The organism is Methylopila jiangsuensis (assembly GCF_027922305.1).
Classification (GTDB): Bacteria; Pseudomonadota; Alphaproteobacteria; order Rhizobiales; family Methylopilaceae; genus Methylopila; species Methylopila jiangsuensis.
This window is the reverse complement of sequence record NZ_BSFK01000016.1, coordinates 917246-936661: the sequence shown is the minus strand read 5'-3', so window position 1 is coordinate 936661 and position 19416 is coordinate 917246. Positions and strand designations below refer to the sequence as shown.

Annotated in this window: 17 protein-coding genes and 1 tRNA gene; 10 read left to right on the top strand and 8 right to left on the bottom strand. The window is 70.4% G+C overall.

What is annotated here, in order from left to right:
• Position 1: 1 nt before the first annotated feature.
• Positions 2 to 1240: an MFS transporter gene (locus PKE85_RS17425; protein ID WP_271206028.1), complete on the bottom strand. Its 1239-nt coding sequence runs from the start codon at positions 1238 to 1240 to the stop codon at positions 2 to 4.
• Positions 1237 to 3417: a TonB-dependent siderophore receptor gene (locus tag PKE85_RS17420; RefSeq protein WP_271206027.1), complete on the bottom strand. Its 2181-nt coding sequence runs from the start codon at positions 3415 to 3417 to the stop codon at positions 1237 to 1239. Before PKE85_RS17420 ends, PKE85_RS17425 begins: the two co-directional genes overlap by 4 nt.
• Before the next feature lie 415 nt (positions 3418 to 3832).
• Between PKE85_RS17420 and PKE85_RS17415 the strand changes: the two genes are divergently transcribed.
• From PKE85_RS17415 to PKE85_RS17380, 8 genes are all read left to right on the top strand, one after another.
• Positions 3833 to 4327 carry a DUF3016 domain-containing protein gene (locus PKE85_RS17415; protein WP_271206026.1) on the top strand — a complete coding sequence of 165 codons (495 nt, stop codon included), beginning with the start codon at positions 3833 to 3835 and terminating at the stop codon, positions 4325 to 4327.
• Between the two features lie 150 nt (positions 4328 to 4477).
• Positions 4478 to 5428, top strand: coding sequence for a biotin synthase BioB (gene bioB / locus PKE85_RS17410; protein WP_271206096.1), 951 nt, complete (start codon positions 4478 to 4480; stop codon positions 5426 to 5428).
• Positions 5425 to 6567: an 8-amino-7-oxononanoate synthase gene (locus PKE85_RS17405; protein WP_271206025.1), complete on the top strand. Its 1143-nt coding sequence runs from the start codon at positions 5425 to 5427 to the stop codon at positions 6565 to 6567. The genes bioB and PKE85_RS17405 overlap by 4 nt, the downstream gene beginning before the upstream one ends.
• The gene (bioD, locus tag PKE85_RS17400; RefSeq protein WP_271206024.1) at positions 6564 to 7190 is read left to right on the top strand and encodes a dethiobiotin synthase; all 627 of its coding nucleotides are present in this window, start codon (positions 6564 to 6566) and stop codon (positions 7188 to 7190) included. Before PKE85_RS17405 ends, bioD begins: the two co-directional genes overlap by 4 nt.
• Entirely contained in the window at positions 7184 to 8452 is a 1269-nt protein-coding gene (locus PKE85_RS17395; RefSeq protein WP_271206095.1) for an adenosylmethionine--8-amino-7-oxononanoate transaminase, read from the top strand. The genes bioD and PKE85_RS17395 overlap by 7 nt, the downstream gene beginning before the upstream one ends.
• Complete coding sequence (locus PKE85_RS17390; protein WP_271206023.1) at positions 8449 to 9435, top strand: beta-ketoacyl-ACP synthase III; 987 nt, start codon at positions 8449 to 8451, stop codon at positions 9433 to 9435. The genes PKE85_RS17395 and PKE85_RS17390 overlap by 4 nt, the downstream gene beginning before the upstream one ends.
• An 87-nt stretch (positions 9436 to 9522) precedes the next feature.
• Entirely contained in the window at positions 9523 to 12222 is a 2700-nt protein-coding gene (gene mutS / locus PKE85_RS17385) for a DNA mismatch repair protein MutS (RefSeq protein WP_428981373.1), read from the top strand.
• A gap of 102 nt (positions 12223 to 12324) precedes the next feature.
• Positions 12325 to 12687: a response regulator gene (locus tag PKE85_RS17380; RefSeq protein WP_271206021.1), complete on the top strand. Its 363-nt coding sequence runs from the start codon at positions 12325 to 12327 to the stop codon at positions 12685 to 12687.
• A gap of 79 nt (positions 12688 to 12766) precedes the next feature.
• Here PKE85_RS17380 and PKE85_RS17375 read toward each other — a convergent pair whose 3' ends face one another.
• From PKE85_RS17375 to PKE85_RS17355, 5 genes are all read right to left on the bottom strand, one after another.
• Positions 12767 to 13732 carry a 2-hydroxyacid dehydrogenase gene (locus PKE85_RS17375; protein ID WP_271206020.1) on the bottom strand — a complete coding sequence of 322 codons (966 nt, stop codon included), beginning with the start codon at positions 13730 to 13732 and terminating at the stop codon, positions 12767 to 12769.
• Positions 13733 to 13813: 81 nt separating this feature from the next.
• Positions 13814 to 14086, bottom strand: a complete 273-nt coding sequence (locus PKE85_RS17370) for a hypothetical protein (protein WP_271206019.1) — start codon at positions 14084 to 14086, stop codon at positions 13814 to 13816.
• A gap of 56 nt (positions 14087 to 14142) precedes the next feature.
• Positions 14143 to 14448, bottom strand: coding sequence for a hypothetical protein (locus PKE85_RS17365; RefSeq protein ID WP_428981372.1), 306 nt, complete (start codon positions 14446 to 14448; stop codon positions 14143 to 14145).
• On the bottom strand, positions 14448 to 16742 hold the full coding sequence (locus PKE85_RS17360; RefSeq protein WP_271206017.1) for an FdhF/YdeP family oxidoreductase: 2295 nt from the start codon (positions 16740 to 16742) through the stop codon (positions 14448 to 14450). The genes PKE85_RS17365 and PKE85_RS17360 overlap by 1 nt, the downstream gene beginning before the upstream one ends.
• A gap of 477 nt (positions 16743 to 17219) precedes the next feature.
• A tRNA-Gly gene (locus tag PKE85_RS17355) sits at positions 17220 to 17293 on the bottom strand.
• Between the two features lie 171 nt (positions 17294 to 17464).
• Between PKE85_RS17355 and PKE85_RS17350 the strand changes: the two genes are divergently transcribed.
• Both PKE85_RS17350 and PKE85_RS17345 read left to right on the top strand, forming a co-directional pair.
• Positions 17465 to 17653, top strand: coding sequence for a hypothetical protein (locus tag PKE85_RS17350; RefSeq protein ID WP_271206016.1), 189 nt, complete (start codon positions 17465 to 17467; stop codon positions 17651 to 17653).
• 39 nt (positions 17654 to 17692) lie between these two features.
• Positions 17693 to 18286, top strand: a complete 594-nt coding sequence (locus tag PKE85_RS17345; RefSeq protein WP_271206015.1) for an SCO family protein — start codon at positions 17693 to 17695, stop codon at positions 18284 to 18286.
• A gap of 127 nt (positions 18287 to 18413) precedes the next feature.
• On the opposite strand, the gene PKE85_RS17340 is transcribed toward PKE85_RS17345, so the two are convergent.
• The gene (locus tag PKE85_RS17340) at positions 18414 to 19379 is read right to left on the bottom strand and encodes a calcium-binding protein (protein ID WP_271206014.1); all 966 of its coding nucleotides are present in this window, start codon (positions 19377 to 19379) and stop codon (positions 18414 to 18416) included.
• Positions 19380 to 19416: the final 37 nt, after the last annotated feature.

Below are 19416 nucleotides of genomic sequence, written 5' to 3'. Positions count from 1 at the left end.
CTCAGAGCGCGGCGTCCGCTCGCCGGAACGCCGGCGCGAGCACGAAGGTCGCCGCGACCGCCACCGCCCCGGTCAGCCCGAAGCACCAAGCGTAGCCGAGAGCGTCGCCAAAGGCGCTGGCGCCAAGCCAGCCCGCCACGCTCGCGATCGCGTCCGCGCACTGAAACAGGGTGAAGTCCACGCCGGCCTGATCGAGCGAGGCGTAGCCCATCAGCCGCGCGTAGAGCGCCACGAATCCCACCGCCATCACCACCGCGTTCAGAAGCGCGAGAGCGGCCACGATCCACGCACCATGCAGCCCATAGGCCGCGGAGACGGCGAAGCCGAGCGTGACCGCCGCCTGCAGCCCCATGGAGACGATGGCCACCCGGCCGCCGCCGAAGCGCCGCACGAGGCCGCCGCCCATGAGCGCGCCGAGCACGCCCGCGCCCATGCCGCCGAACCCGTTGATGACGCCGATCCACGTGAGGCTGAGGCCCGCGTCCACCAGATAGGGGCCGATCAGCACCATCGCCCATTTCTGGCCGACCACATAGAGCGCGACCAGCAGCAGGCCGTAGCGCACCTCGCGGCGCCGGAGCGCGGCGCGCAGATTGGGGCGCTCCGCGTCCGCCGCCCGCGGCGGGCGGGGACCATCGCGCCCGAGCACGAACAGGGCGCAGAGCGCGGCCAGCGCCGCCGCCATGGCGAAGCAGGCGAAGGCCCAGCCGAGATGGTCCACCAGCACCAGAAACAGCCCGCCGCCGATCGCCGTGCCCGCATAGGCGCCGGCCACCTGGGCGGCGTTGCCCCAGCCGCGATGCCGCTCCGACAGGGTCTCCACCGCGTAGCCGTCGCAGGCGATATCCACCGTCGCGGTAGCGAAAGCCGCGATGGTGAGCAGCGTCATCAGCAGGCCGAGCGCGCCGGGTCCCGCCAATCCCGCCCCGACCATCATGGCCATGACCACCACGCCGCCGATCAGCACCACCTGGCGCGAGCGGTGCGGCCGCCCCGCCGGGAGGCGGTAGCTTTCGACCCACGGCGACCAGAGAAACTTGAACGACCACGGCGCCACCGTGACCAGCAGCATGCCGATCTCGCTCAGCGACGCGCCGTCCTGCCGGAGCACGGCGGGCAGACCCTGGAAGGTGACGCCGCCGATCACGCTCTGGGCCATGTAGACGCCGGCGAGTCCGGCGACCACCTCCGCCGGCGAGGCGAGGCGTCTGGGAGCCCCCGCCGCCTCCGCCGCGCTCACCAGCGGTACTTCAGGCTGGCGATGACCTTCCGGCCCTCGTCCCAGTAGCAGTAGTTGGACGAGCAGACCTGCTCGACCTTGTCGAGCAGGTTGGTGGCGTTCACCTGCAGCTTCACGCCCTTCAGCTTCGGGGTGAGGTTTTCGAGCTCGTAGGCGATCTTTGCGTCGACGAAGGCGCGAGCCGTGTTGGCGATGACGGCGCGGTTGTCATTGTCGCCGAAATTGCGGCCGGTGTAGCGCACGCCGGCGCCGAGGCTCAGGCCCTTGGCGGCGCCGTTCTGCACGTCATAGCCGCCCCAGAGCGAGAACGAATGCTTCGGCGTGCTGGTCAGCTCTTTGCCCTTGATGCTGTCGGGCTTCGCGATCTTCGTGTCGGTGTAGGCGTAGGACGCCTGCAGGCTGACGCCGTTCTCGAACGTCGCCGCGCCGTCGATCTCGAAGCCGCGCGAGCGGAAGTCGAGCTGGGTCTGCCGGTTCTCCGTGCCGACCACCGCATAGACCACGCCGTCGTCTTGGCGGAGGTTGAACACGGAGGCGTTGATCGTGGCGTTCACGTCCGGGAACTTGTACTTCACGCCGGCTTCGACCTGCTCGCCCAGCGTCGGCCTTGTCACCGTGCCGTCGATCACCGTGCCGGGGTTCGGCACGAAGGATGTGCCGTAGCCCACATAGGGCGTGAGCCCGAAAGCGGTGACGTAGCTCAGGCCGGCGCGGCCGGTGAACTTGCCGTCGTTCTGCCTCTGGGTGTCCTTCACACGGTCATAACCGCCAATTGTTCCATCGGCGTTGTAGTTCGCAACGACATCGTTGGACTTGTAGATGCTGTCGAACCAGTCGTAACGGGCGTTGAGTGTCAGCCGCCACGCGTTCCACTTCAGCTCGTCCTGGGCGTAGACGCCGATCAGGCTCTGGTCCTGGCGCGCCCGGGACGGGGTCGCCGCGAGGGAGCCGAAGTCGGGCGTCGGGATGGCGTTCGGATCATCATAGGAGCTGAGGGCATATTTCGACGAGTATTTCAGTAGACTGATGTCCACGCCCGTGAGCAGCGTGTGCGCCAGTTCGCCGGTCCTGAAGTCGGTCTTCAGATAGGTGTCGGCCGCGAGCGCCGCGAACTGCTCCTTGACCAGCCCGGCGCCGCCGGCTTCCGAGACCGTGTCGTACCGGCCATTGTATTCCTCGCGCTGGCTGAGCGCCGAGAAACGGGCGTTCTGGTGCAGGCTCACGCTGTCGCTGAAAGCGTGCTTGAACTCATAGCCGATGCGGCCCTGATCCTGGGTGAAATCGTTGAAGTCGCCATTGGCGAGGGGCGTGCGGGTGGCGCCGGTCGGATTGAAGGACGCGTCATAGGCGTTCACGAAAGCCGCCGAGCCGCCCGTCTTGCCGCGCAGGAACTCGCTGAGCACCGTGATTTCGGTCGCATCGCTCGGGCGGAAGGTCACCGCGGGCGCGATGAAGACCCGGTCATCGGGCACCCGCTCCATCTCGGTGTTGGCGTCCCGCGCCAGAGCGGTGAGACGGTAGAGCACCGTCCCCTGCTCGTTGAGAGGGCCGCCGATGTCGAAGTTCACCTGCTTGCGGTCGAAGGAGCCGGTCTGGACCTCCACCTCGCCGAACCTATAGTCCGTCGGGCGCTTGGAGATCAGGTCGATGACGCCGACCGAAGCTCCGGCGCCGTACAGCGCCGAGGACGGCCCCTTCAGGATCGAGATCGCCTCCAGCCCATAGGGCTCCAGCCGGAACAGGCCGCTCGGGCTGCTGAACTGGCGCAGGCCGTCCCGGAACACGCCGGTGTAGGTGACGTCCACGCCGCGGATGAAGAAGCTGTCGAAGCGCGGATCGAAGCCGAAGGCGCCGCTGCGCACGCCCGGCGTATAGTACAGCGCCTCCTGAAGGTTCTGGGGATTGCGGTCCGCGATCTGCTTCTGCGTCACCGTGTTGATGGTGGCGGGCGCCTCATGCACCGGGGTCTCGGTCTTGGTGGCCGTGCGAGTGGTCTTGGCCACATAGCCGTCGTTGCTTACGACGCCCGCCGCGCCGTCGCCGGAGGTGCGCGCCGAGCCCTGTCCCTCGACCTGGATTTCCTCAAGCTGCGTCGCGCCCCCCGCCTGCTGGGCGGCGGCCGGAGCGGCGGCGGCAAGGCCGGCGGCAGCGGACAGAACCAGAAGTGAACGTGCCATGGCGGGGGGCGCTCCAGACAGAGTGACAACTCTGTGGCCGTTAAACGGACGCCGCGCGGGATTTCAAATTCAATTTTCCACCCTTATTTATAATAATTACACAATATAGTTATAATAATTATAATAAACAAATATATACACGATCACCCTACCATCGCTCAAAATAGGAGTATGCTATACTAACGTTGGACGACAATTTTATCATGCCCGAAGAAAAACACCGTCAGATCATTATTTCACCGCGAACTCACAACTTCGTGATGAATGCGTCTACACTCATAAGCAGGCGTTGAAGATCTTTGCGCTCGGCCGCCAGACCGCAGACCACGACACGCCGAGGCGCAGCGGGAATTGCTGTCACGTTTTCGCCACAGCGCGGCGGAAGATGGCGCTGGCCGTTTCGGAGTTTCTTCCCATGCGATCTGCGACCGCGCTGCTCGCCCTCGCGCTCCTGGCCTGCCCGGCCTCCGCGCACGCCGCCGCCGTCGTGACCTCGACGGCCACCCGAACCTATGATCGGGACGCTTTTCGCAGCCAGGCCGAGCGCGACGCCAACTTCCGGGATCTGGCGCGCGACCTGCAGCGCAGGCTCGACCGCCGCCTTCCGGCCGGCCGCGACGTTCGCGTGGAGTTGCTCAAAGTGCGCCCCGCCGGACGCTTCGAGCCGTGGCGCACGGGGATGGAGGACGTGCGCGTGCTGCGCGACGTGACGCCGCCCCGTATCGAACTGCGCTACGAGGTGCGGGAGCGCGGCCGCGTGGTGGCCGCAAGCGACGAGACGGTGACGGACATGAACTACCTGTCCAATCCGTCGTCGCGGCTGTCGTCCGACCGGCTGGCGCATGAAAAGGCGCTGCTCGCCGACTGGGCCGACCAGCGCCTGATCCGGCTGCGGCCGCCGCGCCACTGACGGACGCCCCCCGCGTCCATTGGCGAAGTTTGCGCTGCAGCGCATTCGGTGTAAGCGGGGTATGGATACCCTACTTCGGCATTCTCACGGGCGGTGACGATGGCTCTGATCGATCTGGCGCAGGCGGCTGGGCGCACCGCGCCTTTCCGGATGAACTGGACCCGCGCCGAGGCCCGGCGGCTCTACGATCTGCCGTTCGCCGACCTGATGTTCGAGGCCCAGACGGTCCACCGCCGCCATTTCGATCCCAACCGGGTGCAGATGTCGAAGCTGCTGTCGATCAAGACCGGCGGCTGCCCCGAGGACTGCGGCTACTGCAGCCAGTCCGCCCGCATGCCCGGCGAGAAGCTGAAGGCCTCCAAGCTGATGGAGGTGGAGCGGGTCATCGACGAGGCGCGCAAGGCCAAGGCCGGCGGCGCCACCCGCTACTGCATGGGCGCGGCCTGGCGCAGCCCGAAGGAACGCGACATGGACATGGTGGTCGCCATGGTCGAGGGCGTGAAGGGCCTCGGCATGGAGACCTGCATGACGCTCGGCATGCTGAGCGTGGACCAGGCCTTCCGCCTGAAGGACGCCGGCCTCGACTACTACAACCACAACCTTGACACCTCCGAGCGATACTATTCGGAGATCATCACCAGCCGCACCTTCGCCGACCGGCTGGAGACGCTGGACAACGTGCGCATGGCGGGCATGAAGGTCTGCGCCGGCGGCATCCTCGGCATGGGCGAGACGGTGGACGACCGCTGCGACATGCTCTGCACCCTGGCCAACATGGCCGAGGCGCCCGAGAGCGTGCCGATCAACATGCTGATCCCGATTCCCGGCACCAAGCTGGAGAACGCCGATCCCATCGACCCGATCTCCTTCGTGCGCACCATCGCGGTCGCCCGCATCATGATGCCGGAAAGCCATGTGCGCCTCTCCGCCGGCCGCACCGAGATGTCGGACGAGACCCAGGCGCTGTGCTTCCTGGCGGGCGCCAACTCCATCTTCGTGGGCGACACCCTGCTCACCGCCGACAACCCCGGCGAGGACCATGACGGCGCCCTGTTCCGCCGTCTCGGCGTCGAGCCGGAGGAGATGGACGCCGCCGAATGAGCGCCGACCGGCTGGCGCGGTTCGAGGCCACGCTCGCGGGCCTCGCGCGCCGCAGCCAGCGCCGGCGCCTCATCGGCCGCGCCGGCCACGACTTCGCCTCCAACGACTATCTCGGCCTCGCCGCCGCGCCCCGGCTTCAGGCGGCGATCGGCGAAGCCTTGGCGCGGGGCGTGCCCGTGGGCGCCGCGGGCTCCCGGCTGCTGCGCGGCAACGACCCGGAGCACGAGGCGCTGGAGGCGGAGGCCGCCGCCTTCTTCCGCTCCGAGGCCGCGCTCTATTTCGGCGCCGGCTACTCCGCCAATGTGGCGCTGCTGTCCGCCCTGCCCCAGCGCGGCGATCTGGTGGTCTACGACGCGCTGGTCCACGCCAGCGTGCATGAGGGCCTGCGGCTCACCAAGGCCGAGACCGTCGCCGTCCCCCACAACGACGCGGGCGCGGTCGGCGACGCCATCCGGCGGTGGCGCGAGGGCGGCGGGCGCGGCGCGCCGTGGATCGCGGCGGAAAGCGTCTACTCCATGGATGGCGACCGCGCCCCGGTCTCCGACCTGCTGGCGCTCGCGGAGGTCCATGATGGCTTCCTGCTGCTGGACGAGGCCCACGCCACCGGCGTCCTGGGGCCGACCGGCCGGGGGCTGGCGGAGGCGTTCGAGGGGCGCGAGGCGCTGATCGCCACCCACACCTGCGGCAAGGCGCTGGGCGCGAGCGGCGCGCTGGTGACCGGACCGCGCGTGATCGTGGATTATCTGATCAACCGGGCGAAGCCCTTCATCTACGCCACCGCGCCCTCGCCGCTCGCCGCCGGCGCCGTGCGCGAAGCGCTGCGCATCGTCGACGACGAGCCCGAACGCCGCGACGCGCTTCAGCGACGGGTGGCGATCGCGAAAGCCCGCCTCGAAGCCCTCGGCTTCGCGGCCTCCGACACCGCGATCCAGCCGGTGATCCTGGGCCCCAACGCCCGCGCGGTCGAAGCCGCGGAAGCCCTGCAGGCCGCGGGCTTCGACTGCCGGGCGGTGCGCCCGCCCACCGTGCCCGAGGGCACGGCGCGCCTCCGCATCTCCCTGACGCTCAACGTGGAGGAGGCCACCGTCTCCGCCCTGATGGACGCGCTGGCCGAAACGCTGACGGCCGCCGCCGCATGAGCCCCATCGTCGTCACAGGAACCGACACCGGCGTCGGCAAGACCGTGTTCGCCGCGGGCCTCACGGCGGCGCTCGGCGCGCGGTACTGGAAGCCGGTGCAGTCCGGTCTCGACGAGGGCGGCGACACGTCGGAGGTCGCGCGGCTTGCGGGCCTTCCGCCGGAGCGGATCGCGCCCGAGGCGTGGCGGCTGCGGACGCCCGTCTCCCCCCACCTCGCCGCCGAGATCGACGGCGTGGAGATCGACCCGGAGGCGCTTGAACCGCCCGTGTCCGACGGCCCGCTGGTGATCGAAGGCGCCGGCGGCCTGCTGGTTCCGTTGAACCGCCGGACGCTGACCATCGACCTGTTCGCCCGCTGGGGCTTGCCCGTGGTGCTGGTGGCCCGCACCGGGCTCGGCACGATCAACCACACCCTGCTGTCGCTGGAGGCGCTGGCGGGCCGGCGCGTTCCGGTGCTGGGGGTCGCCTTCGTGGGCGAGGCGAACGACGACAATGCGGCCACCATCGCCGCCTTCTCCGGCGTGAAGGTTCTGGGCCGCCTGCCGCGTCTCGACCCGCTGACGCCGGAGACGCTCGCCGCCGCATTCGCGGCCTCGTTCCACATCGCGGATTTCCGATTGTGAGTTCGCCCGTCTGGCGTCCGTTCTTCCAGCACGCGCTGGAGCCCGATCCCCCGCGCGTCACCCACGCCGAAGGCGCCTGGCTCACCACCGCGGACGGCGGACGGCTGCTGGACGCCATCTCGTCCTGGTGGGTCACGACCCACGGCCACCGCCATCCGCGCATCACGGCCGCGATCCGCGAGGCGACGGAGAGCCTCGATCAGGTGATCTTCGCCACCGTCACCCACGAGCCGGCGGAGCGGCTTGCGGAGGATCTGGTCGCGCTCGCCCCGCCGGGCCTGACCCGCGTGTTCTATTCGGATTCCGGCTCCACCGCCGTGGAGGTGGCGCTGAAGATGGCGCTGGGGGCGGCCCGCAACGCCGGCGACCTGAAGCGGACCACCATCGTCGCCATGGAGGACGCCTATCACGGCGACAGCATCGGGGCGATGAGCGTGGGCGAGCGCGGCGTGTTCAACGCGCCCTACGAACCGCTGCTGTTCGACGTGGCGCGCATCCCCTTCCCCGCCGCCGGCAGGGAGCAGGCGACCCTCGACGCCTTCGAACGGCTGGCCCGGTCCCGCGAGGTCGCGGCGCTGATCGTGGAGCCGCTGGTGCTGGGCGCGGGCGGGATGCGCATGTACCCGCCGTGGGCGCTCGCCGAACTCCGCCGGATCGCGGACGCCACCGGAACCCTGCTCATCGCCGACGAGGTCATGACCGGCTGGGGCCGCACCGGAACGCTGTTCGCCTGCGAGCAGGCCGGGATTTCGCCGGACATCCTCTGCACCTCCAAGGGCCTCACCGGCGGCGTGGTTCCGCTCGCGGCGACGCTCGCGACCGAAGAGATCTTCGCCGCCCACCGCTCGCAGGACCGGGCCAGGACCTTCTTCCACTCCTCGTCCTACACCGCGAACCCGATCGCCTGCGCCGCGGCCTGCGCCAACATCGCGGTGTGGCGCGAGGAGCCGGTGGCGGAGCGCGTCGCCGCGCTCGCACGGGCCCAGGCCGCGCGCCTCTCCCGCTACGACGGGGACCCACGCTTCCGGGACGCGCGCGTCTGCGGAACCATCGCCGCCGTCAACATCGCGGTGCCGGACACCGGCTACCTCGCGGAGATCGGCCTGACGCTGCGCCGCTTCTTCCTGGAGCGCGGCGTGCTGCTGCGCCCGCTCGGCGACGCGCTCTACGCCATGCCGCCCTATTGCGTCACCGACGCCGAGCTGGACCTGATCCACGACGCGCTGTTCGACGCCGCCGACCTCGTCGGGGCCGGACGATGAACCTGCGCGGAACCCGGCTCGCGGGCCTCGGCTGGGCCGCGCCCGAGCGGCGGGTGACGAGCGCCGAGATCGAGGCCTCGCTCGGGCTAGAGCCCGGCTGGATCGAGCGCCGCACCGGCATTCGCGAGCGCCGCTGGGCCGGCGACGGCGACACCCTGTCCGGCCTCGCCGTCGCGGCCGGGGAACAGGCGATGGCCGACGCCGGGCTCGACCGCGCCGAGATCGGCCTGACCCTGCTCGCCACCTCCACGCCGGATCAGCTTCTGCCCCCGACCGGGCCGCTGGTGGCGCACCGGCTCGGGCTCACGCGCTCCGGCGCGGTCGATCTCGCGGGCGCCTGCGGCGGCTTTCTCTACGCGCTCGCGCTGGCGGAAGGCCATGCGCGCCTCACGGGCAAGGCGGCGCTGGTGATCGGCGCCAACATCCTTAGCCGACGCATCAACCCGGCGGAGCGCGCGAGCTCCGTGCTGTTCGCGGACGCCGCCGGCGCGGTGGTGGTCGCGCCGGACGCCGATCCCTCGCGGGGCGTCGTCGCCTCGGCTCTCGCCGCCGACGGCGCGGGCTATGGCCTCGTCGGGATTCCCGCCGGCGGCTCCAGCATGCCGTTCGCGGCCGACCTTCCCATCGAGGACACGCTGATGGCCATCGCCGACGGGCGCGGCCTGTTCCTGGAGGCGGTCCGGCTGATGGTGGACTGCGCGCGCGAGGTTCTGGCGGAGGCTCAGGTCGCGCCCGAGACCGTGGACCGTTTCGTGCCCCATCAGGCCAACGCCCGCATCTTCGCGGCGGTGGGCGCCAAACTCGGCGTGCGGGACGCAGCCATGGCCTCCAGCATCGCCGACTTCGGCAACTCGTCCGCCGCCACCATCCCGCTCACGCTGGCGCTGTCCCATCAGGCGCGGCCCATCGCGGCGGGCGAGACGCTGCTGCTCGCCGCCGCCGGCGCCGGCATGACCGGGGGCGCGCTGCTGATCCGGGCGTGAAACCGCGCCGTCCGCGCGAATGAGCTGTGGCCGCGGCTCTCGCCCTTATGGACAGCGGCGGCCCCGCTCCGTAACGCTCAAGACCCTTTGCGACCGAGACCTCCGAGCGGCCCCATGACCGATGCGACGACCGCCTCCGCGCGCGTGACGCCGATGATGGAGCAGTATGTGGAGATCAAGACCGCCAATCCGGACAGCCTGCTGTTCTACCGGATGGGCGACTTCTACGAGCTGTTCTTCGAGGACGCGGAGATCGCGAGCCGCACGCTCGGCATCACGCTGACGAAGCGCGGCAAGCATCTCGGCGAAGACATTCCCATGTGCGGCGTGCCGGTGGAGCGGGCCGACGACTATCTCCAGCGCCTGATCGCCGCCGGCCACCGGGTCGCGGTCTGCGAGCAGACCGAGGATCCGAAGGAGGCGAAGAAGCGCGGCGGCAAGTCCGTCGTGCGGCGCGACGTGGTGCGGCTCGTCACCCCCGGCACGCTGACCGAGGACGCGCTGCTGGAGCCGCGCCGGGCGAACCTTCTGGCCGCCGTCGTCCGGGTGCGGGCGGAGACCCGCGGCTTCACGCTCGGCCTCGCGCATGTGGACATCTCCACCGGCTCGTTCTCCGTCGGCGAATGCGAGCCGGAGACGCTGTCGGCGGCGCTGGCGCGGCTCGATCCGGCGGAGGTGCTGATCCCCGAGGCGCTGCGGGACGAGTTCGCGCCCGCCGTGGCCGACACCCGGGCGGCGCTCACGCCCGTCGGCCGCGACCTGACCGACCCCGCCCGGTCCGAGGCCCGCCTCGCCGGCCATTTCGGCGTGGCGACCGTGGAGGCCTTTGGCCCGCTGTCGAAGGCGGAGGTGGCCGCCGCCGCCGCCATTGTGGTCTATCTGGAGCGCACCCAGCTTGCGAGCCGGCCGCCGCTGGCGCGTCCCCTTCGGGAAGGGCGCGGCGCGGCCATGGAGATCGACGCCGCCACCCGCGCCAATCTGGAGCTGACGCGCACGCTGTCCGGCCAGCGCGAGGGCAGCCTGCTCAGCGTCATCGACCTCTGCGTCACCTCCGCCGGCTCCCGCCTGCTGGCGCAGCGCGTGGCCGGGCCGCTGCTCGATCCCGCCGCCATCGCCCGCCGCCACGATGCGGTGGAGGCGCTGGTCGCGGCGCCGGACCGCCGCCGCGCCATCCGCGCCGCCCTCGGCCGCACGCCGGACCTCGCCCGCGCCGCCCAGCGCGTCGCCTTCGGCCGGGGCGGCCCGCGCGACCTCGCCGCCATCCGCGACGCGCTCATGGGCGCCGAGGCGCTGGCGGCGGTGGCGGACGGGCTCGGCGGCGCGAGCGCCGAGCTCGGCCAGATCGCCCGGGCGCTGGAGGCCGCCGACCACGCCCTCGCCGCCGAGCTCGCCGCCACGCTCGACGACGAGCTGCCGCTGTTGAAGCGGGACGGCGGCTTCGTGCGCGCGGGCGCCGACCCCCGGCTCGACGAGGCGCGGGCGCTGCGCGACGAGAGCCGCAAGGTCATCGCCCGGCTGCAGGCGTCCTACGCGGACGCGACCGACGTCCGGACCCTGCGCATCAAGCACAACAACGTGCTCGGCTATTTCATCGAGGTGCCGCAGGCCCATGGCGAGCGCCTGCTGAAATCCCCCCACGCCGAAAGCTTCGTGCACCGGCAGACCATGGCCGGCGCCATGCGCTTCACCACCACCGAGCTCGGCGAGCTGGAGCGCCGCATCGGCGAGGCGGGCGAGACCGCGCTTGCGCTTGAGCTTGCGATCTTCGAGGCGCTGGCGGGACGGGTCAGCGCGGCGTGGGAGACCTTGCGCGCCTGCGCCGACGCGCTGGCGGCGCTGGACGTCGCCGCGGCGCTGGCGGAGCTTGCGGTCGATCGCGGCCATGTGCGCCCGCATGTGGACGACAGCCTGGACTTCCATCTGGAGAACGCCCGCCATCCGGTGGTGGAGCGCGCGCTGCAGGCCGCCGGCAAGCCCTTCGTGCCGAACGACGCCACGCTGTCCGAGCCGGACGCGGACGCCGGCCTCGTGCAGCTCATCACCGGCCCCAACATGGGCGGCAAGTCCACTTATTTGCGGCAGGCGGCGCTCGCCGCCGTGCTGGCCCAGGCGGGCGCCTTCGTGCCGGCGCAGGCGGCGCGCATCGGCGTGGTGGACCGGCTCTACAGCCGCGTCGGCGCGGCGGACGACCTCGCCCGCGGCCGGTCCACCTTCATGGTGGAGATGGTGGAGACCGCCGCCATCCTGAACACCGCCGGCCCGCGCGCGCTGGTGATCCTGGACGAGATCGGCCGCGGCACCGCCACCTTCGACGGCCTCTCCATCGCCTGGGCCGCGATCGAGCACCTGCACGAGGTCAACCGCTGCCGGGCGCTGTTCGCGACCCATTTCCACGAGCTGACCGCGCTCGCCCGCCGCCTGCCCCGGCTGCGCAACGCCACCGTGCGGGTGAAGGAGTGGAAGGGCGAGGTGGTGTTCCTGCACGAGGTGGCGCCCGGCGTCGCCGACCGCTCCTACGGCATTCAGGTGGCGAAGCTCGCGGGCCTGCCGCCCGCGGTGGTGAAGCGCGCCAAGGCGGTGCTGGACGAGCTGGAGGCGGCCGACCGCGCCTCGCCGGTGGAGCGCATGATCGACGACCTGCCGCTGTTCGCAGCCGTCCGCGCGCGGTCCGAGCCGGACGCCGCCGATCCGCTGCATGAGGCGCTCGACGCCATCGAGCCGGACGAGCTGACGCCCAAGGGCGCGCTCGAGGTGCTCTACCGCCTGAAGGCGCTGCGGCGGGGATGAGAGCGGTTCTGAACCGCTCACCATTATGTTTTACGAAGCCTGAAACCGAACGCGGCGTCGGGCGTTGTCGCGGGGCATGCGCATATGTTCCGGAGTACCGCCGTGGCGCCTTTCCGCGTTCTCATCCTCGAAGACGACGCCATTCTGGCTCTTGATCTCGCCACCATCGTCAGCTGCTGGACCGACGCGCAGATCGTGTCGTGCCGCTCGGTGGCGCAGGCGCGCAAGGCGCTGAAGGGCGGCTTCGACCTCGCGCTGCTGGACGTGGAGGTGGAGGACGGGACCTCCTACGAGCTGGCGGAGGACCTGCGGAAGCGCAACCTCCCGTTCGCCTTCGTCTCGGGGTCGGACATGGCGGATTTCCCCGACGTCCTGAAGGGCTCGGCCTTCATTCCCAAGCCCTACAGCCAGCGCGGCATCGAAAGCCTGGTGGCCTCCGCCTCCGGCGCCCGCCGCCACCCCTGACGTCCCGTCACCCGTCATGCCCGAGCTTGCCTCGGGCATGAAGGGCTTAAATGGCGCGCCTCGGCATGTTCCAGATGGCTCAGCCCGCCGGCCAGCCGCGGAACGGCGTCTCCTCCACCGGGGACAACGGCGGCTCGCCGGCGGCGTAGGCTTCCAGATTGGCGACGACCAGATCCGCCATCGCCCGGCGGGTGGCGACGGAGGCCGAGCCCACATGGGGCAGCAGCACCGCGTTCTCCAGCGCGATCAGTTCCGCCGGGACCTGCGGCTCATGGGCGTAGACATCGAGGCCGGCGGCGCGGATGACTCCGTCCCGGAGCGCCGCGACCAGCGCCTCCTCGTCGATGACCGTTCCCCGCGCCATGTTGATCACCACGCCGTCGCGCCCGAGCGCGGCCAGCACGCCGGCGTCCACCAGATTGCGGGTGGCGGCGCCTCCGGGCACGATCACGATCAGCGTGTCCACCTCGGCCGCCATGGCCGTCAGGTCCCGATGATGCGGATAGGCGACCGCCGGGTTGGGCCGCCGGCTGTGATAGACCACCGGCAGCGCGAAGCCTTCCAGCCGGCGGGCGATGGCCTGGCCGATGCGGCCCATGCCCACGAGGCCGATCGTGCGGCCCCGGAGGCTGGAGGTCAGCCGGAACGGCCCCTCGCTCGCCCAGCGCCCCGCGCGCAGATGGCGCTCCGCCGCGCCGAACTCCCGCACGGTCGCGATCAGCAGGCCGACGGCGGTGTCGGCCACCTCGTCGTCCAGCACGTTCGGGGTGTTGGTGACGACGACCCCGCGCTTAGCCGCGGCGTGAGCGTCCACCACATCGTAGCCGACGCCGAAATTGGCGATGATCCTGAGCTGCGGCAGGCGCGCCATCAGCGCCTCGTCCACCGGGCGCTTGGCGAACACGGCGACGGCCTCGATCTGCGCCGCCTCGCGCTGCAGCGCCGCGTCGTCCTGAAGGTCGACGGTCCGGAAGGTCCGCTCCAGCGTGGCGTGGACGTCGTCCGGCGGACGGCCGGTCAGAAGAAGACGGGGGCGCGAGGTCATGAGCGGGCTCCTGCGGAGGGCGGCCGAGGACTCCGTTCTGGCGCGCGGCTCCGCTTCGCCAACCCCGGCCGGCCGCCGGCCTTAACGCAGCCCGGCGATCTCCACCAGGGCCCAGAGCCCCGCGACGGGAAGAGCCGCGTTCGCCGCGAGCCCCACGCAGAGCACACCGATCGCGAGCCGCGACCGCCCTTCCGAGGGCTCGCGGGCCATGGTCTCGTCGATCTTTCCCCGGCCCTCGTAGGCCGCCTTCGCATAAAGCTCGGTCACGCTGTCCATGGACATGGCCGCACCCATCCCGCCTGCGGCGACGGCATCCGCGCCGGCGCCTGACTTCAGGGCCGGATCATCGCTCATCCCGCGCCGCGACGACATTGGAATATGTCGAAGCGGCCCGGTTTCTTTACGAAGGGTTAACCCTGCGCGGCGGGCTGGGGGGCGGCGGCGAACAGGCGGCGGCCGGCTTCCGTGAGCGACAAACGCAGGCGCTGGGTGCGGGGATCGCGGGCGTCCACCTGCACCAGCTTCAGGTCGTCGGCGAGGTCGTTCGCCGCGCGGAGCACCAGCGCGTGCGCCAGGCCGAACAGCCGCGCGAAGCCGCGGGAATCGCCCGCGACCCCGGCGCCCAGCGCCGTCACCAGCCCCGCATGCAGCGGCGTGAGCGCGGGCTCGGCCCGCTCCAGCGCCTCGACGGCGGCCATGAAGCCCTGCTCGTCCATCACGCGGCCTCGCGCGGACGCAACGACACCAGCGTGGACTTGGACAGCGGCGTGTCCGAACCGTCGCCCGCCTTGTTGAACGGCACCACGACGTTGAGCTCCGGATAGTAGCCGGCGATGCAGCCGCGCGGGATGTCGTAGGCGATGAGCCGGAAGTCCTCCGCCACGCGGTGGCGGCCGTCGTCCGCGGAGCCGACCACGTCGATGCGGCCGTTGGGCTCGGCGCCGATGGCGGCGATGTCGTCCGGGTTCATGAACACGACCCGGCGCTCGCCGTAGACGCCGCGATAGCGGTCGTCGAGGCCGTAGACGGTGGTGTTGTACTGGTCGTGGCTGCGGAAGGTCTGCAGCACGAACTGGCCCTCCGTCTTGCGCGCCTGCTGGTGCTCCACCTCGATGGGAAGCGGCGCGGCGGAGAACTCCGCCTTGGCCGAAGGCGTCAGCCATTCCCGCTCGGTCGCCGCGTTGCGCAGCCAGAAGCCGCGGGGCTTGCGCACCCGGACGTTGAAGTCCTCGAAGCCCGGAATGACGCGCGACAGCCGATCGCGGATCAGGTCGTGGTCGTCGGCCATGGCCGCCCAGCCGAGCCCGTCGCCGAGCGTGGCCGCGGCCATGCCGGCGATGATCGCCACCTCGGACTTGAGCAGCTTTGAGGCCGGCTTGTTGATGCCGCCGGAGCCGTGGACCATGGACATGGAGTCCTCCACGGTCACGATCTGGGTCTTGCCGCGGGAGTTGCGGTCGATCTCGGTGCGGCCGAGGCAGGGCAGCAGATAGGCCACCTCGCCCACCGCCATGTGGCCGAGGTTGGGCTTGGTGGCGATCTGCACCGTCAGGCGGCAGCGCCGCAGCGCCTCGGTGACGATCGGCGTGTCCGGCGTGGCGCGGGCGAAATTGCCGCCGAGGCCGATGAACGCCCTGGAGCGGCCCTCCACCATGGCGTGGATGGCGTGCAGCACGTTGTGGCCGGGCCTGCGCGGCGAAACGATGCCGAACTCCTGGTCCAGATTGTCCAGCAGCCAGGCCGGCGGGTTCTCGTTGATGCCGACGGTGCGGTCGCCCTGCACGTTGGAATGGCCGCGCACCGGGCACAGCCCCGCGCCCTCACGACCCACATGGCCGCGCAGGAACAGCAGGTTGGCGATCTCCCGCACGGTGGCGACCGAGTGCTTGTGCTGGGTGACGCCCATGGCCCAGGTGGCGATGACCCGCTCGGCGCCGAGATAGACCTCGGCCAGCGTCTCGATCTGGTCGTAGGTCAGGCCGGACTGGTCCTCGATGCGGCCCCAGTCGGTGGCCTCCACCTCGGCCCGCCAGGCGTCGAGACCACGGGTGTGCTCGGCGATGAAGGCCTGGTCCAGGATCGAGGGCCGGCCGGCGGCCGTCTCGGCCGCGTCGCGGGCGAACACGATCTTGGCGACGCCGCGGATGGCGGCCATGTCGCCGCCCAGCTTCGGCTGGAAGTAATGGGTGGCGATCGAGGTCGATCCGCCGCGGATCATCTCGATCTTGTCCTGCGGGTCGGCGAAGCGCTCCAGACCGCGCTCGCGCACCGGGTTCAGCACCGCCACGCGGGCGCCGCGCATGGCGGCCTTGCGCAGGTCGCCCAGCATGCGCGGGTGGTTGGTGGCGGGGTTCTGGCCGATCACGATGATGGCGTCGGCGTGGTGGAAGTCCTCCAGCAGCACCGTGCCCTTGCCGATGCCGATGGACTGGATGAGCCCGACGCCCGAGGCCTCGTGGCACATGTTGGAGCAGTCGGGGAAATTGTTGGTGCCGTAGGCGCGGGCGAACAGCTGGTAGAGGAACGCCGCTTCGTTGGAGGCGCGGCCCGAGGTGTAGAACTCCGCCTCGTCGGGGGAGTTCAGGGCGCGCAGCTCCTTGCCGATGGTTGCGAAGGCCTCGTCCCAGGTGGTCTCCACGTAGCGGTCGGTCGCCGCGTCGTAGCGCATGGGATGGGTGAGCCGGCCGACGTTCTCGAGCTCGTAGTCGGTCCAGCCGCGCAGCGCGCTCAGGCTGTGCTCGGCGAAGAAGGCCGGCGTGGCGCGCCGCTCCGTCGACTCCCAGGCCACCGCCTTCACGCCGTTCTCACAGAACTCGAACGACGAGCCGTGCTCCGGGTCGCCCCAGGCGCAGCCGGGACAATCGAAACCGTCCGGCTGGTTCGCTTTCAGCATGGCCTTGGCGCCCATCAGCGCAGACCCGCTCGCCAGCAGGTGCTTGCCGCAGCTGCGAAGAGCGCCCCAACCACCGGCAGCGTGAGAGCGTTTGAGCGAAGCGTCAGCCTCGGCCATTGGCGATCACCTTAATTGTAATACTTCGAAAGCCGGGAGCCCGACCTGTCTACGATCAGCAGATAACCCTACCAATCGTCACCGACAACTAAAAATCTGAAATCTATTTCAAAACGAGCGATATCATGGCTCCCATGCGCGAATCTCATGCCTCAAAGACAGGCATATCGGCAGTTTTCTCTATCGGATGCGCCAATCGACCGATGGCGATTTCAGTATATGTGGGCGTTTCATCTCATGAACGAATGGAGCGATAGGCGGATCACATAATGCCGCAGCGCAGCGCGCGGCGGCCTGCGCCCGTGTGTTGTCGGGGGCGAGGGCGACTGAAGGGATGATCGGCGGCGGACGTCAGCCCTGCCGCGGCGCCTTGAACGCGCGCGGAGCGAAGCGCAAAGCGAACGGCCCGCGCAGGCCGACGAATATGGCGATAGGGGAAATAAAGCCGCGCGACACGCCCTACACGGGCGGAGGCGCTGGAGCGGGCGAAGGGAATCGAACCCTCGTCTGGAGCTTGGGAAGCTCTCGCTCTACCATTGAGCTACGCCCGCGTCGCCGGGGACATTACGGCGCGGCCGGCGTGCGGGCAAGGGCGTCCGGGGTCTTCCCGCGCGGGAGCGCACGACTTTGTGGCGCGAAGGCTGAGGACGTCATGTCGACGCGGGGGGCTTCCGGCGTTAAGCACACCGGGCGTCCTCGCATCGGGGCGCGATGGAGCCGCGATGGCCGGGCTTGAGAACCAGACAGCGACCGCGCCCCGGGGCGCGCCCGGCGGAGCCAGCGCCACGCTCGTGGCCGCAAGCCTTGCCGGCGTCGCGGCGCTTGCCGCGGCCGCGCTCTGGCTCTGGGCGAGCGAGGGCGGCGAGCTGTTTCTGCAGTCGGCCTTCGCCGCCGTCGCGGGCTGTCTTTAAGACCGGCGGCGCGCACCGCCGCATCAGGAGTATCGGAACATGTCCGCCCGCACCGCCTTCATCGCCGGCTCGCTGGCCTTCGCCGTCGGCGCGGTCGCGCTGGGCTTCGGCCTTGCGCATTTCGGCGCCTCCGGCGGCGCCACCGCGACGCAGCCCTCCAGCGTGGGCGGCCCGTTCCAGCTCGTGGACCAGAACGGCGCGACCGTGACCGAGGCGGACGTGAAGGGCAAACCCTATCTGGTCTTCTTCGGCTTCACCCATTGCCCGGACGTGTGCCCGACCGCGCTCTCCGAGATGACCCAGACCTACGACGCGCTCGGGCCCGACGCGGACAAGCTGCAGGCGCTGTTCGTCACGGTGGATCCGGCGCGCGACACGCCGGAGGCGCTGAAGGAGTATCTGTCGAGCTTCTCGCCGCGCATCCGCGGCCTCACCGGCTCGCAGGGACAGGTGGACGCCGCGGTGAAGACGTTCCGGGCTTACGCCCGCAAGGTTCCGCTCGAAGGCGACAACTACACCATGGACCACACGGCGCTGGTCTATCTTATGGACCGAAACGGCGCCTTCGTGCAGCCGCTGAACCTGAAGCGGGAGCCGGCCGACGTGGCCGCCGAACTGCGCCGCTATCTCTGACCGGCCGCATTTAAGGACCGCCGAAGCGGAAAGCGTTAAGCTCACGTCATGCCGAGCCTGGCCCTCCGGACCCGCTCGGCCAACCGGCCAGAGCGGGAGGGGAGGCGCCGCCTCCCCTCCCAAGCCGTCAGACGAACAGCACGTCGGAGGCGCTGAGATCGGCGATCGCCACGTTCTCGAGCGTCAGCTCGTGCGCTCCGAAGCGGAAGCTCACGTCCTCGCCGCCGTCGGTGACGCGGGCCCGCGCCATAAGCTGGCTGAAGCTGCGCACGCCAAGAGACGCGTCGATCTCCAGCCGGTCGAAGCCGGCCTGAAAATCCTCCACCTCCGTGACGCCTTCGCGGAAGATGAAGGTGTCCTTGCCCCGACCGCCATGCAGCTCGTTTCGCCCCGAACCGCCGTCCAGACGATCGTGGCCGGTGCCGCCTTCCAGATCGTCGTTGCCGAGGCCACCGATCAGAACGTCGTTGCCCGCGCCGCCTTCGATCTCGTCGTCGCCCCGGTCGCCGTGAATCCAGTCGTTCCCGAGACCGCCGAACAGATCGTCGTCGCCGCGGCCGCCGCGGATGACGTCGTTCCCGGCGCCGCCGTCAAGGTGATCCGCGCGGTTCGTGCCGGTGAGCGTGTCGTCGCCGTCGCGCGACGGCGCGGGCGGAGTGACGCCGCCGGTCAGACCGACGAAATGCGCCGCCTTGAGCTGCCCGAGGCTCACATCCTCCAGAAGCAGCGTGTTGCCGCCGCCGAAGTCGAACAGCGTGTCCTCGCCGCCGTCCACCGCGCGGGCCTTGGCCATCAGCGCGGAGAAGCTCTTCACGCCGAGACCGGAGTCCAGCTGGATCCGGTCCTCGCCCAGGCTGAAATCGTCGATCTCGTCCCGGCCGGCGCCATAGACGAACAGGTCGCGGCCTGAACCGCCCTCCAGCTCGTCGTTGCCGGCGCCCCCGTCGAGCACGTCGTCGCCCGCGCCGCCGTCGAGCTCATCGTTCCCGGCGCGGCCATAGAGCTTGTCCGCGCCGCCGAGACCATCGATCTCGTCGTGGCCCGCGCCGCCGGAGAGCGTGTCCGCCGCGCTGGTTCCCCTGTAATTGGCCATGGTCGTCCGTCCTCAACGTCAGAAGTTTGCGGGAGCG

What these genes read in the sequence shown, in the direction of transcription:
- PKE85_RS17420 (WP_271206027.1), bottom strand. Translation starts at nt 3,417, where the DNA reads ATGGCACGTTCACTTCTGGTTCTGTCCGCTGCCGCCGGCCTTGCCGCC.
- PKE85_RS17415 (WP_271206026.1), top strand. Translation starts at nt 3,833, where the DNA reads ATGCGATCTGCGACCGCGCTGCTCGCCCTCGCGCTCCTGGCCTGCCCG.
- bioB (WP_271206096.1), top strand. Translation starts at nt 4,478, where the DNA reads ATGAACTGGACCCGCGCCGAGGCCCGGCGGCTCTACGATCTGCCGTTC.
- PKE85_RS17405 (WP_271206025.1), top strand. Translation starts at nt 5,425, where the DNA reads ATGAGCGCCGACCGGCTGGCGCGGTTCGAGGCCACGCTCGCGGGCCTC.
- bioD (WP_271206024.1), top strand. Translation starts at nt 6,564, where the DNA reads ATGAGCCCCATCGTCGTCACAGGAACCGACACCGGCGTCGGCAAGACC.
- PKE85_RS17390 (WP_271206023.1), top strand. Translation starts at nt 8,449, where the DNA reads ATGAACCTGCGCGGAACCCGGCTCGCGGGCCTCGGCTGGGCCGCGCCC.
- PKE85_RS17375 (WP_271206020.1), bottom strand. Translation starts at nt 13,732, where the DNA reads ATGACCTCGCGCCCCCGTCTTCTTCTGACCGGCCGTCCGCCGGACGAC.
- PKE85_RS17370 (WP_271206019.1), bottom strand. Translation starts at nt 14,086, where the DNA reads ATGAGCGATGATCCGGCCCTGAAGTCAGGCGCCGGCGCGGATGCCGTC.
- PKE85_RS17365 (WP_428981372.1), bottom strand. Translation starts at nt 14,448, where the DNA reads ATGGACGAGCAGGGCTTCATGGCCGCCGTCGAGGCGCTGGAGCGGGCC.
- PKE85_RS17360 (WP_271206017.1), bottom strand. Translation starts at nt 16,742, where the DNA reads ATGGCCGAGGCTGACGCTTCGCTCAAACGCTCTCACGCTGCCGGTGGT.
- PKE85_RS17350 (WP_271206016.1), top strand. Translation starts at nt 17,465, where the DNA reads ATGGCCGGGCTTGAGAACCAGACAGCGACCGCGCCCCGGGGCGCGCCC.
- PKE85_RS17345 (WP_271206015.1), top strand. Translation starts at nt 17,693, where the DNA reads ATGTCCGCCCGCACCGCCTTCATCGCCGGCTCGCTGGCCTTCGCCGTC.
- PKE85_RS17340 (WP_271206014.1), bottom strand. Translation starts at nt 19,379, where the DNA reads ATGGCCAATTACAGGGGAACCAGCGCGGCGGACACGCTCTCCGGCGGC.